The 16,220-nt window shown below is 62.5% G+C and carries 11 protein-coding genes and 2 pseudogenes; 3 read left to right on the top strand and 10 right to left on the bottom strand.

What is annotated here, in order from left to right:
- Positions 1-181: 181 nt before the first annotated feature.
- The gene (locus NKJ17_RS17090) at positions 182-1,780 is read left to right on the top strand and encodes a site-specific integrase (protein WP_352689516.1); all 1,599 of its coding nucleotides are present in this window, start codon (positions 182-184) and stop codon (positions 1,778-1,780) included.
- Positions 1,767-2,216 carry a hypothetical protein gene (locus NKJ17_RS17085; protein ID WP_352689515.1) on the top strand — a complete coding sequence of 150 codons (450 nt, stop codon included), beginning with the start codon at positions 1,767-1,769 and terminating at the stop codon, positions 2,214-2,216. The genes NKJ17_RS17090 and NKJ17_RS17085 overlap by 14 nt, the downstream gene beginning before the upstream one ends.
- Here the strand turns inward: NKJ17_RS17085 and NKJ17_RS17080 are convergent.
- From NKJ17_RS17080 to NKJ17_RS17070, 3 genes and pseudogenes are all read right to left on the bottom strand, one after another.
- Positions 2,200-3,099, bottom strand: a complete 900-nt coding sequence (locus tag NKJ17_RS17080; protein ID WP_352689514.1) for an ArdC family protein — start codon at positions 3,097-3,099, stop codon at positions 2,200-2,202. The genes NKJ17_RS17085 and NKJ17_RS17080 overlap by 17 nt on opposite strands.
- A gap of 59 nt (positions 3,100-3,158) precedes the next feature.
- Positions 3,159-3,779: pseudogene (locus NKJ17_RS17075) on the bottom strand (ArdC family protein); the annotation flags it as partial.
- 333 nt (positions 3,780-4,112) lie between these two features.
- Positions 4,113-4,700 carry a hypothetical protein gene (locus NKJ17_RS17070; protein WP_352689513.1) on the bottom strand — a complete coding sequence of 196 codons (588 nt, stop codon included), beginning with the start codon at positions 4,698-4,700 and terminating at the stop codon, positions 4,113-4,115.
- A gap of 510 nt (positions 4,701-5,210) precedes the next feature.
- Between NKJ17_RS17070 and NKJ17_RS17065 the strand changes: the two genes are divergently transcribed.
- Positions 5,211-5,519: an alkylphosphonate utilization protein gene (locus tag NKJ17_RS17065; protein WP_352689512.1), complete on the top strand. Its 309-nt coding sequence runs from the start codon at positions 5,211-5,213 to the stop codon at positions 5,517-5,519.
- A 13-nt stretch (positions 5,520-5,532) separates the two neighbouring features.
- Here the strand turns inward: NKJ17_RS17065 and NKJ17_RS17060 are convergent, their stop codons facing one another.
- The 7 genes and pseudogenes from NKJ17_RS17060 to NKJ17_RS17030 form a co-directional block, all read right to left on the bottom strand.
- Positions 5,533-5,856: a hypothetical protein gene (locus tag NKJ17_RS17060; protein ID WP_352689511.1), complete on the bottom strand. Its 324-nt coding sequence runs from the start codon at positions 5,854-5,856 to the stop codon at positions 5,533-5,535.
- A pseudogene (locus NKJ17_RS17055) lies at positions 5,856-6,738 on the bottom strand (DUF7007 domain-containing protein). The gene NKJ17_RS17060 and the pseudogene NKJ17_RS17055 overlap by 1 nt, the downstream one beginning before the upstream one ends.
- Positions 6,735-7,211, bottom strand: coding sequence for a UCP036055 family protein (locus NKJ17_RS17050; protein WP_352689510.1), 477 nt, complete (start codon positions 7,209-7,211; stop codon positions 6,735-6,737). The pseudogene NKJ17_RS17055 and the gene NKJ17_RS17050 overlap by 4 nt, the downstream one beginning before the upstream one ends.
- A 97-nt stretch (positions 7,212-7,308) precedes the next feature.
- Entirely contained in the window at positions 7,309-9,051 is a 1,743-nt protein-coding gene (locus NKJ17_RS17045) for a ParB N-terminal domain-containing protein (protein ID WP_352689509.1), read from the bottom strand.
- A gap of 642 nt (positions 9,052-9,693) precedes the next feature.
- A complete protein-coding gene (locus tag NKJ17_RS17040) occupies positions 9,694-10,164 on the bottom strand; it encodes a Ros/MucR family transcriptional regulator (RefSeq protein WP_352689508.1) in 471 nt (156 codons plus the stop codon).
- A 432-nt stretch (positions 10,165-10,596) separates the two neighbouring features.
- Positions 10,597-10,767, bottom strand: coding sequence for a hypothetical protein (locus NKJ17_RS17035; protein ID WP_352689507.1), 171 nt, complete (start codon positions 10,765-10,767; stop codon positions 10,597-10,599).
- A 326-nt stretch (positions 10,768-11,093) separates the two neighbouring features.
- A complete protein-coding gene (locus NKJ17_RS17030) occupies positions 11,094-16,184 on the bottom strand; it encodes a helicase-like domain-containing protein (protein ID WP_352689506.1) in 5,091 nt (1,696 codons plus the stop codon).
- Positions 16,185-16,220 lie beyond the last annotated feature (36 nt).

Below are 16,220 nucleotides of genomic sequence, written 5' to 3'. Positions count from 1 at the left end.
TGCAGCGGTATCGCCGAAGAGCCGCTTTGGCGACGACGAATGGCTGCTTGATATCCGAACGGCTGGTCGTCGCGCCGATCAGAACAGAATAGGCTGGCTGCTGCCGGTACCGAAGGAAGCGCTGATCAGCACAAAGGCCTGGATTGCCCTCCACGTTGCGGCAAAGCAGTTCCTCTGGTCCATGACCGTCAATCCGCCCACAGGTCGAAAACGACTGTCGGCAAGCTCGGTGCAGAGCAAGAGCATCAACCTGAAAACCATGATCAGGTGGATGGCGATAGATGGACTGGAGACGTTCAGCAGCATCGATGCTGCGGCGGTGGAGCGGTTGCGGGCCTGGCTTTTGACGCGGCCCGGATACAGCGGAAAGCCCATTACCGCCAACACCATTGTCAATTACATGGTGGTGCTGAAGGACCTTTATCGGCAACGCGCAAAGCTCGAAGATGCACCGTTGATCGATCCTCTACCACAGGAAACAACCTACGAAGCGGCGGGACTGACGCCGGCAACGAGAGGTGCGATCCCCTTCATCCCCGACGCCATCGCGATCTCCCTGCTGAACATCGCCTTACAGTGGGTCGAAGAGCATGGTCCGACGATCGTGAAAGCGGAAACCATCCGTCGCGAAGCGCGGGCCTTTGGATTGACACAGCGCCATCGTCGCGGCCCATCGCATTTTGTCCGTAGCGCCTTAGCCCGTGCCGCATTGGCGGGGCCGGCAGGCGAACCCTTGTTGGGCGCCTATGCGGTCCGCCATGCCGCCAATCACCTGGTCGAGGCCTGCTATATCGTCATTGCCGGCTTCGTCGGCATGCGCGTGAGCGAAATCCTCTCGATGGAGGTTGGCGCAATCGAGTTCCGCGCCATCGGCGAAACCGGCGTCAAGCAGGCCTATGTCGTGGCCAGGCTCTTCAAGACCGTCGACCAGCATGGCGGGCGGGCGGAGCGCTGGATCGCTCCAGAACCTGTCGTGACAGCGGTCAAGCTGCTCGAGCAATTGAGCGCGCCGTTCCGGGAGGTGTCTGGCAAGCGCGAGCTGTTCCTTGTGAAAAATACGCAGTACGGCGAGATCGTACCGGTCACCCAGATGCACATCGGCTGGCGGATCAATGACTTTGCCCGTCATGTCGGAGTGCCATTGCATGAAGGAAAACCTTGGCCCTTCAGCACTCACCAGTTCCGCAAAACCTTCGCGCGCTTCATCGCGCGTAAAGACCGATCGCAGCTCCTCGGTCTGGCCGAGCATTACAAGCACGCGTCGGTCGCGATGACCGCGCGCGGATATGTCGGCAGCGACTTCGATCTTCATCAGCTCGTCAACCATGAAAGCCGCGAAGAGACAGCGACAGCACTGGAAAGGCTGTTGGTGAGCGACCGGCTCGCGGGACGGATGGGCGAACGGATTGCCGCGGGCAACGCGCGCTTCCGGGGACGCGCCGGCGAGCAAGTGAGGCGCGATTACATAGAGTTCGTGCTGAAGGAAACGGACCTGCGGATCCATGCCTGTGACTACGGCTGGTGTGTCTTCCAGTCGGAAACCAGCCGATGCGGCGGCGAAGTTGCGCCGAGCGAGGCAGGCCGGAGCCCATCGGTCTGCCTGGAGTGCGCCAACATGGTGATCGAGGCGCGTCATGCGCCGTATTGGCGGGACCGGCGAGCCCGCAATGAGGCCTTGATGCCGGGCGCCAATCCGATGACGGCCGCCGTTCTCACAGAAGCGATCAACCAATGCGAAAACGTGTTGAACAAGATCGGAGGAGATGATGAGCACATCTGATCCGCCATCCGCGTCAACAACGTCCGCCGCTCGTGCCTATCGCGCGGCTCTTGCCCGTCTGGCCCGCGGCGAAGGACGCCACCCTAATCATCAGGGCCGAGTGGTACGGATCAATCCGGCTTCCGTTGCGCGGGAGGCAGGCAAGAGCCGCAATCCGCTCTACACGACCCACCGCGACATCCTCGATGAAATCGAGGCAGCTTCGCAGGCACCGGGGCCGGCCAAGGATCTGGCTGCAACAGTGCAAGAGATGGGAGCAGAAATTGCGCTCCTGCGATCGGACGCCCGTCGGCACGCCGAAGAAAAACGCAAGTTGGCGACCGAGAACCTTTCCCTTCTGCACAGAGCAAGGGTTGCCGAAGCGCAACTGGCTTCATTGCAGCGGCGAGCGGCAACGGCGCCCGCCGCTGAACTGTCTGTCAGGCCGCTGCGCTGACCTGGCTGGATGGTTGCCGGGCATGCATCCAGTCGGCCGCCTGTTGAGCCTTGCTGGCGGCGGTGAAGATAGCGGAAGAGTCATTGCGCAGGACCTTTAACCAACTTGAGATGTACGAGGCGTCATCAGGTCGAGGACCCGCCACAATACCGAGGTCTGCAAGGATCATCGATGACCCCACCTGGGCAATAATCTCCTCCATGGCATAGGCCTCGGAGCCGAACCGTCCGGATAGATCGCGGTCAAGTCGATGCTTTGCTGCCGTTGCATGGAGCCCTTCATGAAAAAGCACACTATAATGAGAGGCAGCATCCCTGAATGAACTGAAACTTGGGAGATGCACCCGATCAGCCGATGGCAAATAATAGGCTTCATTGCCGCCATAGACGGTATTGATGCCAAGGTTGGCGTAGAAAGCATCGGCATGGGCGACGCGTTCTTCTTCTGAGTGCGCAGCAATAGGTTCCGGCTCGTAGCCATCGACCTGCGCGCAGTTGAACACGGAATAGTCGCGAGCAAAGAAGCGGCGGCGCTCCGCTCCATCATCCGAACCGCTGTCATCCTCGTCACCGTCACCGCCGATCTGCTTCCAGAAAACGACCGTCGTGGAGCGCTCGCCTTTACGCACCTGAGCGCCAAGCGCCTGCCACTGCCGATAGGTTCCCCAGAGGCCTGTTGGATACGCGGCGCTTTGCGCCGCGACCCACAAGGCGAGTGTGTTCACGCCCCGATAGGCCTTGCCGGAGGCGACGTTGACGGGCCGCGCCGTCGCGGAGCCGTTGTGGTGCCAAGGCATGACATACTCGCCGGCGCCGGCTTCGATAGCCGCAACAATCTCGGCTGTTATGCGGGCGTAGACATCCGCGCGATCGAGAGAAGCCATGGTCAGGCCCTCCCAGCAACAGGCGTCGCGACAAGGAGGACACTTGCGATGAAACCTAACTCGTGTGCTCTCGTGGCGACAAATGAAGCCATATCCCGGAAAACTTCCGGTGAGGGCAGCTGCACATGGTCGGTAGAGGGACAATAATAGGCCTTGTCTCCGCCATACCGCACAACCGCTCCAGTGTTGTCGAAAAAACGGTCGGCGTGCTCGAAGCGCTGGACAGGATCGGCAGCAGGCTCTGGCGCCGTATGATAGTGCGGCGGCAGACCTTCAATCTGGTCGGCGCAAAACACCGTGTAGGCCTTGAGGAACGGAATACCCCGCTCGACTTCCTCGCCATGCGCGTCGGTTTCCGTCCTGGTGAAGCGGCTGGCGTAAACAACCATGGAGCCGGTCTCGCCCTTGCGAACATGACCCCCGAGCTCCGCACTCTGCTTGAACGTCATCCAGACCGGAGAGACAAAGCCCCTCGCGACCGCCTCCGACCACAAAAGCAGTGTATTGATCCCTTGATACGGGAGGCCGTTGTGACGGAGCGGCCGTGTGATGCGACCGGTCGTATTCGCAACGCTCCACGGTTTGACCCATGGGCGCACGCCCTTCTGCAGATCCGCGACGATACGATCGGTGATTTTCGCGTAGATGTCGACGCGGGGCTTGTTGTTGTTCCTGTCCATTTCAAACCTCCATTCGAGGCCGCGCCAATCGCGGCCGTCACGAGGTCCGCACGCGCAGGACCGCAGGTCCGCGAACCCGCGGAGGAAAGATGGGGAAGCTGAGAACCATCGCTTGCGGGCCGCAACGCCAGTGGAGGACGGCGCAGCCGTTTCGCGGGACGAGGACCGGAGCAGGACCATCATTCGTGACGGCCGCGATTGGCGCGGTCTTAATCACTTGCCGTGTCCACTTTGAGCCGGGTGCCTTTGGCACAGCAAAGAGGCCGGCTCCCGAACGGACACCAGCCTCAGTATGAGAAGATCGGGCGGAGCCGAAGCTCCGCCCGATGGCAGTTAGCCAAGGGCCGCCATCTGGAGATCGGCTGCCTGCCGGTTGACGGTCTGGCCTGGGTTCTCGGTCTGGCGTTCGTAGGGCTTCCAGCTCTCGCCGACGATGTGCTCGTAGGCGGCAACGGCGCCCTCGGCCGCCATGCGCAGCGCGTGTGCCTGAAGGCCCATTTCGGCGGCGAATTCGCGCTTGCGTTGGGCCTTGCTGTCGAAGCCGACCGGACCGTCAATGTCCTCGTCGCGGGTGTCATTGGCGAGCCTGGCCGTGGCATCCTTCGCCTCGGTGACGGCCTTCGAGTAGAACTGGCCTGCTCCAAAGGCGGAGCCGACATGGGACCCGACGATTCGTTGCAGGTGGATCTGCATGGCCTTTTCGGAAAGGCCCTCGGCGAGCGTATCGGCGCTTTCGATCAGACTGCGCTCGTGGAATTCACGGATGCCGTCACTGTCGAGGATGGAGAGGCCGAAGCTTTCGGAAATGAGGGTGGCCTGGCGGCCATCCGGGCAGCAGAGCCGGACCATTTCGAGGGTTGTGCCCTTGCGGAGCTGGACGACGCGGGCCTTGGCCTTGGTGGAGCGGGTTGAACTGGACATTGAGCTTTCCTTTCTAGCGATGCCCTTCAGGTGTTCCGGCCCTTGCCGGTCTTTCCTGCGGGTGCGGTCAAAAGGAACCGGAGGAAGCTGGACGCTTCAGGGTCCGGAGCCTGCCAGGCGAGCGAGGTTGGCTTGCGGACAAGCGGGGTCAGTTCTTCACTGGCCCTGCGCGGGACGCGGGCCAGCCTTGCCGAGATCGGCGGGATCCGGCCGCCCCGCGGCGCGATAGCGGCCTTGAAGCGGACAGCCGCCGGTTCAGACCGCAGCAAACCCGCCGGGAAGACAGGCAAGGGATGAATTCGGACATCGGCATGCGCGAGGAAATGCAGTGTTCAATCCCGCCGCCAATCCGCCTGCCCGCCAAGCTGCGCGAGGGTCGACAGCGGTTTGAACTTCGGCTCCTGCCGGTATAGATGAGCTGCGCCGGTCCGCCGCTGCGGATCAACTCTTTGGCCTGCTCCCATGTCGGGCTGGCAGCGTAGCGTGTTCAACTCCGAAACGAGGCCAGCAATGACCGATCAGAATGACGACTACGTCTATGACGACACGACAGGGGAATGGCGACCAGCATCGGAGATGGCTGCCATTGCAGCTTCTGCCGGGAAAATTGAAGTGCGCGATGCCGCCGGCAATGTGCTCGCCGACGGCGACTCCGTCGTCCTCGTCAAGGACCTCAAGGTCAAGGGTGCCGGCCAGACCCTGAAGCAGGGGACAGTGATCAAGTCGATCCGGCTCACCGACAATCCCGAAGAAATCGATTGCCGGCATGATGCGATCAAGGGGCTGGTGTTGCGAACGGAGTTCGTCCGCAAACGCTGAGCAGGCCGGGGTATCAGGCGCGGATCAGGTTCGGTGGCAGTCTGGCACGCAGTGCCTTGATAGCAGCATCTTGCCTGGCCAGTTTGCGTGAGAGCGCGTCGATCTCGTGCTGCCTCTGCAGTGTGATCGCTGCGAGTTTCAATCGATACCTTTCGAGTAAGGCCCGGGCATCAGCAGGGTTTCGGCGTCGGTGGCCGATACGCTGGAGCTTGAGCTGCGGAATGATCGCCGTCATCTGCCTCATGATCTGCCGGTCGATCATATCGAACTGGCGCTGTGTGTGGCGCCGAGCCTCCTCCATGCGAAAGAGCTGTGCGCGGCGATCGGGGACAGACATTATGCGTCCCTGACCTGCCAATCCATGAAACTCGATGGCCCGGCATAGACACGATGGCGCGCAACGTCGATGACGAATCCAAAGCGGCCGACATGGTATTCGTCGGTCGCCACGAGAAAGCGACGCTCCTCCGTGCCCGGTCCGCGCTTGCCGCCAGGGCTGGCGATAACCTCGGTGAAACCGGCCTGGTGCTCGGAACGGATCGCCGACACCACGACCCAGCCCGGTGTGCTTCTCGAAAAATGCCCGCTCGTCCTTTTTCGCGGATTGGCCGGGTTCGAGCACCCTCCCGTGGATCGCCTCCCAGGCATCCGGGTACCAGTCGCGTATCGACTTTTCCGCACAAGCCTTCTCGAAGTCCGTGAAGAGCTGGGGGAAGGCTTGGGCGACGGCCGCCCAATGGCAGTCCTCTTCATACCAGCCGCCATTGGCACGGAGCATGTCATGGACTTTGCGATTTCGCTCCGCCGACAGATGGAACCCGCCATGGCCTGCGGTCGAGTGAGCCACGACGCCCTCGGCATAGACGGTCGCTCCCTGCGACGTTCCCCATGGCGTGTGGGCACGGGAGTGGATTTCGCGACGTCCGAGAGGCGCGCGCTGCTGCTGGTGGAGGGCGCTCTCCTTGACATGCGCGCGAAACGCCGCCTTGTTGGCAAGCTCTCCGGCATGGCCGTAGAAATCGCCGCGCGTCCATTCGGCCATGGGCCGGCGGATACGCCAGCCCGTGACAAGATAGTGCCGGCCATCACGGGCTGGAGCCATGGCGAAGGCGTGCTCGCCGACAAGGGCAACGCAAAGCCCATCGGCGCTTCGGCCAAAAGTAACTTCCGGAGAACCGGGGGGTTCGACGACATGGGTTTCAAAAGTTCGCGCAGTCATGCTGCAGTCCTCCCTTCTACGGTGTCCGCCGCTACGGTGTCGGCCACGACCTGCTGAAACACGGCGTTCGGATAGCCGTGGCGGCTCAGCCATTCCTCGGCGGCCGCGCGATTGGCGGCAAGATGGACAAGCTCCGCATCGTCGCCGGCGCGGTCGAGCACCAGGACGGAGCCGATGGCGGGCCGCTGCTTGACCGAAAACTTCAGGTCGCTGTTCACCGAAAACGTCTGGTGGACGCGCAGCACAATGGTTCCCTGACTGCCATAGTCGCCCTTGTGCAGGGTGATCGAGGCGGGCAGCGTCGTACTGCCGACGCGGGCCTCGGCCTGTTTGCGGATCAGGCGACCGCCGCCGTTGAGATTTTCCCAGGCTGCGACCTTCTTGCGATGCCGCTCTGGCGGGCGTGGGGATCCGTCGGAATAAGTCACGATGGATGCGAGTGGAACAAGGTCATAGATTAATTGGGCGGACATAGTTTTCTCCGTGGTGCTCATGGTGGAAACAGAACCGCCGCCGGTGATGTGCCGGCGGCGGAATGATCGTTCGAAGGGAAAGGTAAGGCGCAGCCGCCTACTCGGCGGCCACCTTGTAAGGCTCGGTCTGTTCGTCCGTGAGGTCCTCGTCCTGCGCAGCGTCATCGTCGCCGACATGGTCATGTGCAGCATCGACGATCGCATCGCCGTCGAGCTCGTCCTGGTCCTCCGGCGTGCCGTCGTCAGGCTGTTCCCTGGCCTCGTTCTTCTTCAGCCAGGAGGTCAGCTTTTCCGGAGTGGGCCCAAACCGCGCCGACGAGTGGACGAAGCGGCCTTCCTTGAAATGCTCGACCAAGGCCGCACGGGTATCCTTGACCTTCTGACGGGGCAGGACGGATGTATCCGCGCAGGCGCTTTCCAATGCCTGCCGCGACAGGCATGACAGGAAATCCTCCGTCCCCATGTTGGCCAGGAAGCTGTCGGCGGCGATGACGTCGCCGGAGACACGGGCGACAACGCCGCTGTCCGAGCGATTTTCCCTGCAGGACAGAACGTCGATCAGCAGGGAACGCACGGCAATGCGCAGCGTGTCCATGTCGAACGCGAGCTTGCCCTCCTGGTCGAACAGGCGCGCGGCATGTTCGCCGAGGCCAGCCGCCCCGTAATAGGAGATGTCACGGGCACCAGATGCCACTGTCACATTCTGGCCGGCGAAGGCGAGAACGAGCAGCGCCATCAGCGTGTCGTCCTCGATCGGTGCGCGCGACAGCGCCTCATGCAGTGCGTCGGTACGAAGGTCGCCGATCATCTCCAGGCCTTTGCGCGTCACGTCCGGACGCGGCTTTGCCGTAACGACCATATCATCGCCATCGGCCTCGACATCAGCGCCATTCTTGTCCTTGGACTTTTTGACCGCCGGCATACGATACGCGACCGACTGTACCTTGCCGTCGCGGTCGAGATACATGGCGGTGTGATCGGATTTCGACGGCTTACCGTACAGACGCTCGGCCTTGGCCGGCAGCTTCGGCTCGCCCCACTGACCGGCTTCCACGATCACGCCACGCTTGGGCATAGCGTTTGCCATCCACTCCTGCTGGGCGCCAAGAAAGGCCTCGACATCCGTCGTGTAGCGGCTGTCCTCGTCGGCCGGAGCGAACAGGTCCTCGACCCAGGCAATGCCGTAGGCCTGGGCGAGATCGTCACCGAAGCTGGCGTCGCGCGCGTACATGCGGCGCTTCGTCAGGCCCTGCGCCACGCTCCACCACGACACCTGGGGATCGGCCTTGGAGGGCTTGTGCTTCTTCCAGACCTCCTTCTGTTCATCAAGCGAAGCCGAGGCGATGGTGCGCAACTGCTGCTCGTTGGGCATGTCGCCCTTGGCCATCTGCTCCAACATGGCCGGCAGAACGTTGGCCAGCAGGCGCAGCTTCCTGATCTGGCGGACGGGAAGCGCCAAAGCGACGGCGATCGCTTCCTCGGTCCAGCCGAGCGCGACCAGCCGCTCAATGGCGCGCCATTGGTCGACGGGATTGAGCTGCTCGTGAGCGAGCGTTTCCGCTAGCGAGCGCATGGCGCCGCCATCCTCGGCCCTCTCGATCACCAGCACGGCGATCTCTTCGAGACCGGCCGCGATCGCCTGCTTCACCCGACGATGGCCGGCATCGATGACGTAGCCATTGCCGCCATCGGTCTCCAGCGCGACGACAGGCGGCTGCACGATGCCGACGGCACGGATCGTAGCCAGCAGCAGCGCGTCGGCCTGCGGACTCGACTTCGAGCGTCGCGCCTTGTCAGGGTTGTCCTTCAGCGCGCGCGGGTCGACAAACTTCAGTTCCATGGAGATGCTCCTTCAAGGGTTTTGCGGGACACCGCTGATCGCTGCGTCCTTGCTCGTCTTCTTCCTGAAGACATCCCCCGGCCCGCGGAGCGGGCGGGCCGGTGCACCTGCGGCCGAGCATCCCTGCCCGGCTGGCCGAGCGGGGCTAACAGCCCTGCGCAGGACGACGCGGCCGGGATCGCGAGCGGCGCGGTTGAGCGCCAGCGTCAGCGGCCCGCCCGATCTGCGAGCGGGTTTTATTCCTCCTAAGTTTTCCTTTCCTCAACCCTGCGACGTAGACCGGGGCATGGCGATAAGCGGAACGGTTCTCTGCCTTGGCGCGGCGGCTCCGTTGCGAAAGCTCACAGGTTTTTGTTCTACGTTGGTTTTTGTGAAGAGAAACCCGGCTGCTAGCGGGGGGGTCGGCATTGTCCCATTTCGGGACCAAAGCGCTGGCATTGCGCTTGCTTCGGACGTGGTGCCGGTTGGTCCCGGTCCTGATCGGGTACTTTGATCAGGTGTAGGCTCGCCGGGCTTGAGGTGGTTGGGGTTTCTTCGCCCGGCGAGTTCCCGGCGCCCTCGCTGGAGCTTATCCGAATGGCGCCGGCCCCGGGCGGGATTGGGATCCGCCGCGCCTTGACATAGCTGAGTCGTTACGTAGCGTCAGGTGGTGGCGGACACTTTGGTTTTCCGCTTCGCGGGTGCCTTCTTGGCTGGTGCGACGGGTTCAGCCTTGCGCCCAAGCCCGATGGACTTCGCCAGTTGCGAACGCTGAGCGGCGTAATTCGGAGCCGTCATCGGATAATCGCGCGGCAAGCCCCACTTCTCGCGATAGGCGTCCGGCGTCAGACCGAAGTCCGTGCTAAGGTGCCGCTTCAGGGATTTGAACTTCTTGCCGTCTTCGAGGCAGATAATGAAATCTGGCGTCACCGACTTCTTCGGGTTGACCGCGGGAGTTTGCGGCTCAACGACAGGCGCGATCGGCGTACCAAGCCCGGACAGAGACATATGCACGGATGCGATTAGTTCAGGCAGGCCGGTAGCCGGTACAGGGTTCTTACTTACGTAGGCGGACACAATCTCCGCAGTAAGCTCGGCTAGTTCGGCGGCGCGGCGGTCGGATTCTTCTGTCAATGTGTCGGTCCTTTTGTCTGATTTGTCCCATCTCTATTTGAGCAATGTCCAGTACGCAACCGGGCCTGATCTATTCTAAGCCAATGATGGCATCCGGCATTGCGGCGCTGGGCAAGAGCGACGCCAAAATTGACGCGTTCTTTTTGGCCGGCTAGGCTGTAGACTAAAAAAACAGGCGGCCGTCAGCCAGTGACGGCCCGCTTATATGCCGATTAGCTAAAATAACGGAACGTCCAACGGACAAGTACGGAACCAAAGCGGTTATGTCAGACCTTTGCTTGCATTGCGCAAGACTTTGATCCTGCCGTCGTATGGTGAAGAACGGAAGTTGATCGGCACGACATAGGGCCATCCCGCAACGGATCGATAGCAAACTGAATTTAGGCGGCTATGGTGTGAACGCGGAAGTCGGGTCAGATCCGCTTGAAGTCCTTAAGCCCCAAGGCGCATCCGCTGGCCTTCCGTGAAGGCAAGGGCGACCGATTCCAGGTCGAATGATCGGGTAAGTTCTTCGCCGTTCCCAACAACACGGACGAACCACTCGCCCATGGCCTCGACTATCTCAACGGACGTGTGGTTTGCGCCGCCTTTGGTGTCGTCCATCGCAACTGCCTCGTGTCTGGATGGGTACAAGACGAAACAATATGACTGCTCGCCTTTCAAGCGCTAAAAGGCCGGCGCCTGCTTTTGCGGGGGGCTCTGGCAGGCGCCGGCCGGACGGTCCAATCAGGTCCGCCGCGATGATCCAGTTAGCTGATTCTTGACGTTACGTCATGTGGTCTGGCTGGCCGGAGCCGAGCATGACCGAAACGAGGCATCAACATGGGTAAGCAGTTCGGCGCGCCTTCCGCATCGCCTGCACCCGAGCCGCCTTGAACCTTTGCCGCCGGTATTGCCGGACTCTTGACCGGCAGCCTGTATCGAGCCTGCTATGCGGCTGCACGCGGATCCTGGCCATCAATCGAAGACGCAAGATCGTTTTCGATTTCCGCAAGCTGCCGGCGCTTCTCGGCGAGTTCACCAGAGAATCCGAACTCGCCGCCCTGACGCGAGCGATAGGAAGTGAGCCTGAGCTCGGCATCCTCAAGACGCTGGCGGTATTGTACCTGCTCGCCCTCGAAGCCGGCCAAGGCATGCTCGAGGCTAGAAATCGCACCAAGCGGCGTAGTGGTCACCGGCAGCTCGATTTCATAATCGGCGCCGGTGCGCATCAGCATCGTGGCATAGCGGTAGCCGTCCTTGCCGAAGCGCTCGCCGGAATATTCGAAATCGAAGCCGCCGATGGAGGCGATAGTGGTTTCGCCCTCCTGCTGAAGCTGCACGAGAGTCAGGATTTCCCTCATCAGCGCACGACCGGCGAGTTTGCGCTGCGTGAACGCCTCGCCCCCGACCACCATGCTGAACCCATCGCCGGTCGTCGGCACGAGGCGCTCGATATCCTTGCCCACCTCGCCAATGCGCCGGGTCGCGTATTCGATATCGCGCTCGGCATCGCGGATCTGCCGCCGAACGGCGTGCTCATCATCAATGTGGGCCGCGCGAAGGCGCTCCAGGCGGGCAATGTCTGCCTCCAGACCTGCCTTCTGCATCAGACGTGGATCGCCCGAGGCGATCGCCTTGGCCATAGCAAACTGGTTGGCCTGCCCCTCACCCATATCCTCCAACCGCCGAATGGACGTGTCTCCGGAGAGGGTGGCCGCGATGAACCGGGCCTTGCGCTCGTTGTTCTGCCACATCTGGGCGTCCATCGATCCTTCCGTGGCGTAGGCGAAGATATCGATGATATCGTGCTGGTTGCCCTGCCGCAGGATACGACCTTCGCGCTGCTCGATCTGGGAGGGAAGCCACGGCACATCGAGGTGATGCAACGCCTTGAGGCGGAGCTGCGCGTTGACGCCGGTGCCCATCGTTTCGGAGGAGCCGATCAGGAACCGGATTTTTCCGGCCCGCACATCACCGAACAGGCGCTGCTTGGCCTCCGACTTCCTGAAATCCTGCATGAACGCAATTTCCGATGCCGGAACTCCCCTGCGGACCAACTCGTCCCTGATCCAGCGATAGGCTGAAAAGCCTCTGGTTTTCTCGACGCTGATCGTGCCGAGATCGGAAAAAATCATCTGCGCTGCGCCAGGAAGCTCGAACGGCTTGCCGTCGGCGCGGACATAGCTGCTTTGCGCTGTTTCTTGCCAGATACGGAAGGCATTGCCGATCAGGTCGTTGAGCTTGTTGTCCGGCTCATTGTCATTGTCGGGATCAACCAGGCGCAGGTCGATAGCAGCGTGCCGGCCATCGGTGATAACCGACAGCAGGATGTCGTCACCAGCTTCTGCCGGACCGTCTCGTTCCTCGATGGCCTTGATGCGGGCGTCGAGCACCATCTGGTAGCGCTTGAAGGCGGCGGACGGCTTGGCGGTGATGATCTGACGTGCGCCGGTCGAAAGCGCCGGCACCTTCACATAGTCCCGAAGGTCTTGCGGCATCACCACATCCGCGAAGGAGCGGAACATCGCGATCAACTCCGGCACGTTGACGAAGGTGGCGAAGCGCGTCACCGGCCTGTATTTCCCGGATGGCTGCAATTCGAGTTCAGTCGTGACGTCCCCGAAGGTCGAAGCCCAGGCGTCGAACTCGTGCAGCCCGCGCTGAAGCAGGGCCTGGTAACCGAGATAGCGCTGCACCGAGAACATCTCGCCAAGCGTGTTGGTGATCGGCGTGCCGGAGGCCAGCACGAGCGCCCGGCCTGGGTTCTTCGTCTCCACGAACCGGGATTTGACATAAAGGTCCCAAGCCCGCTGCGAGCCGTTCGGATCGACGCCCTTGAGCGTCGACATGTTGGTGGCGAAGCTAAGCTTCCTGAACTCCTGGGCTTCATCGACGATGATCTGGTCGACGCCGATCTCGGAGATGGTGAGCAGGTCGTCCTTGCGGGTCGCCAGCGCCTCCAGCCGTTCCTTGAGCCCCTCCTTCAGCCGCTCGAGACGCTTGCGCGAGACGCGGTCGTCGCTCTCGACCTTGGTCAGCAGCGTCTCGTAGAGTTCCAGTTCGTCGTGGATCATCTGTTGCTCGAATGCCGACGGCACGCCGATGAAGCGGAAGGCGCTGTGCGTGATGATGATCGCGTCCCAAGCGGCGGTCGCCGCACGCGACAGGAAGTGATGTCGCTTGGCTAAAGAAAAATTCGTCTCGTCGGCCACCAGGATGCGGGCGGTCGGATAGAGCGCCAGGAATTCGCGGGCCATCTGTGCAAGGCAATGGCCGGGAACGACCAACATGGCCTTGGCGATCAGGCCAAGCCGGCGCTGCTCCATGACGGCCGCGGCAATCGTCATGGTCTTGCCGGCGCCGACGGCATGGGCGAGGTAGGTCGAGCCGGCCGAGACGATGCGCCAGATGCCGCGTTTTTGGTGCCCATAAAGAGAAAAGGCGCCGGAGGCGCCTGGAAGTTGCAGGTGATCCCCGTTGAATCTTCGGGGCGCGATGTTGTTGAAGCGGTCATTATAGACCCGCGCCAGCCGGTCGGTCCGGTCGGGATCGGACCAGATCCAGTTCTGGAAAGCGGTCTTGATCTTCTGCAGCTTTTCCTTGGCGGCTTCCGTATCCACGACATTGAGCACGCGCTTTTCAGCCGGGCCCTCCTTCACAGTGTCGAAGATCTGCGGCACGCGGCTGTTCAGCGCGTCGGCTATGAGCTCGCCGGCATGACGGCGATCGGTGCCCCATTCGGACGTGCCGGCCGCCATCCATCCCAATTGCCGCGCCTCTACCGTCCACGACGCCAGCTCCGGCATATGATGGATCCTGATCTCGGCGCCCATCGTCTCCTTGACGAAGGCGGCAACATCGGCGGCGGGTATCCATGGTGCGCCAAGACGGGCGGTAATGTCGGAAGGCCGAAGATCGGCCGGCTGAACCTCGACCAGGGCACGGACATTGCGCTCGAAGACGGGGTCGAGGGCGGCGGCGGCTTGTGCGGCCTTGAGCTTGTCGCGGACCTGGCCGGAGAGATAGGCGTCGGCCGCTTGCCAGGAACCGGTCGCAGGATCGCGGTAGATGGCGTCGCCGAGTTCGATGATGACTGCTTCGGCATCGGCGTGCAGCAGCTCGGCGATGTGATCGATATCAACATGCCCGCGTTCGTTGAGGACGACGGCAAGCGCATCGGCAGCACTTGTGATGACGGGTGCCGCGGGCGGCGCGATGACGCGCTCGGTGAAAATCGCACCCGGCCGGGCGGTATTGGTCTCAAGATCGTAGTCTTCGATGGAAGCCACCAGCCAGCAATCGGGATCGTCGAGGAAGGGCTGCAGGTTCGGCCGGCGATGCACTTCGCGGACCTCGCCGGTCTCGGTGTCCTCGCTGGTGGAAACGACGGTCGTGTTGATGGGGCCGAAGGCGCGCACAAAATTCGACCAGGCGATGCGCAGCTTGACTTGGGCCGGCTTCCAGGGCCGGTCGAACTCCTGCGCCTTCAGGACTTCACGCACGGCATCACGGATGGGGATCAATTTGCGGATGATACGCGCGTGCTTTTCGGGCACGCCGTCGCTCGCCCTGCCCTTGCGCACCGTGACGGTCACGGCAGCGCCATCGATCATCTGTGCGAGGGTGGTGTTTTTCGCGACGAAGAAACTGCCCTCGCGCACGCCGGCGCCTTCCGGCAGGGCATCGACGATATCGGCACTGTCCTCGGCGTCATGATCAATCTCGTCCGGCTCGCCGTCATAAATGGCTTCCGGAAGGAGGGAGATCGCTGCGGTGAGCGCCCGCTCCAGATCGACACCGGGATGAGGCAGGCAGGAATAGGCCTCGCCGTAAGGCCCCGAGATCGAGGCATGTGTGCCGAGCACGAAATCCGGGTGGCGCGCGAACCATCGGTTTACGCGGATCGCGCCCTCATCTGCAGTTGCTCCCCGGACCTTCTCGGTGTCGAGCCATGACAGGTCGCCCTCTGGCTCGCCGATCTTGCGCTTGCGGAAAAACAGGATGTCGACCACGACATCCGTCCCGGCGTCGGCCCGGAAACTGCCCTCGGGCAGGCGGATCGCGGCAATCAGGTCGGCGGTCTTCGCGATATGCTCGCGCGCGGTGCTGTCGGCCTTATCAAAAGTGCCGCAGCTGGTGACGAAGGCGGCGAATGCCCCCGGCTTCAACAGGTCGACGGAGCGCGCGATAAAATAGTCATGCAGCCGCAATGCCATCGACCGATACGCCCGATCGGAGCGCACGGTTCGGTCCGAAAACGGCGGATTGCCGATGGCGAGGTCGAAGCTCGCCGGCAGGTCGGTGCGGGCGAAATCGCCGGCTATGATCCGCGCTTGCGGCTGCAACAGCCGCGCGATGCGCGCGGTGACGGGATCGAGTTCAATCCCGGTGACGTGGGAGACGCCGCGCAGGGACTGCGGCATCAGCGCCGGAAACAGGCCGGTTCCGACGCCTGGTTCAAGAACCCGGCCGCCGCGCCATCCGAGACGCTGGAGGCCTGACCAGATCGCCCGGATGATGAACTCAGGCGTGAAGTGGGCATATTGGGTGCATCGCGCGAGCGAGGCATAGTCGATCTCGCCGACGGCATCTTCCAGGTCCGAGCCGATGTCGTCCCAGCCCTTACGGAATTCGAGCTCGCCCGGACGGCGGAAGACACCATTGGCAAGGTCGGACGCGCCAAAGCCGGTGAACCGGATCAGCCGCTCCTGCTCCTCACGCGTGGCAGGACGATCGTCGGCCCCGATCTCGGCGGCGAGCCTGATCGAAGCGATGTTGTCGCGGGCCCGATCCTTCCAGCCACGGGCCAGCCCACGATCGCCGGCAAGATGAAAGTTCAGTCCATGAACCCGTCGAGGCTTCGACGTCGGTTGCATGGCTGCAACCGCCGGCGTGACCGGCGAAGGTGCGGAAGAATCCGGATCATCTTCATCGCCCGGCCCGAAGTCAGCCGCGAAGGCCGTGACGCCAAGGCCAAGGCCGGACGAAATGGCCGTGCTGCCGAACAGGTCGATGGTAAAGGGGTCGTCATGAGCCATGGAAAATCTCCTTGGATTTGAGGGCGAGCAGGATCG

This window comes from Mesorhizobium sp. M0208 (genome assembly GCF_040322015.1).
Lineage (GTDB): Bacteria > Pseudomonadota > Alphaproteobacteria > Rhizobiales > Rhizobiaceae > Mesorhizobium.
This window is presented reverse-complemented; position numbering and strand designations above follow the sequence as displayed.

Coding starts and splice junctions, on each gene's coding strand:
- NKJ17_RS17085 (WP_352689515.1), top strand. CDS start 1,767: ATGAGCACATCTGATCCGCCATCCGCGTCAACAACGTCCGCCGCTCGT.
- NKJ17_RS17050 (WP_352689510.1), bottom strand. CDS start 7,211: ATGTCCGCCCAATTAATCTATGACCTTGTTCCACTCGCATCCATCGTG.
- NKJ17_RS17030 (WP_352689506.1), bottom strand. CDS start 16,184: ATGGCTCATGACGACCCCTTTACCATCGACCTGTTCGGCAGCACGGCC.
- NKJ17_RS17060 (WP_352689511.1), bottom strand. CDS start 5,856: ATGTCTGTCCCCGATCGCCGCGCACAGCTCTTTCGCATGGAGGAGGCT.
- NKJ17_RS17065 (WP_352689512.1), top strand. CDS start 5,211: ATGACCGATCAGAATGACGACTACGTCTATGACGACACGACAGGGGAA.
- NKJ17_RS17070 (WP_352689513.1), bottom strand. CDS start 4,700: ATGTCCAGTTCAACCCGCTCCACCAAGGCCAAGGCCCGCGTCGTCCAG.
- NKJ17_RS17080 (WP_352689514.1), bottom strand. CDS start 3,099: ATGGCTTCTCTCGATCGCGCGGATGTCTACGCCCGCATAACAGCCGAG.
- NKJ17_RS17045 (WP_352689509.1), bottom strand. CDS start 9,051: ATGGAACTGAAGTTTGTCGACCCGCGCGCGCTGAAGGACAACCCTGAC.
- NKJ17_RS17090 (WP_352689516.1), top strand. CDS start 182: ATGACCGTCAATCCGCCCACAGGTCGAAAACGACTGTCGGCAAGCTCG.
- NKJ17_RS17035 (WP_352689507.1), bottom strand. CDS start 10,767: ATGGACGACACCAAAGGCGGCGCAAACCACACGTCCGTTGAGATAGTC.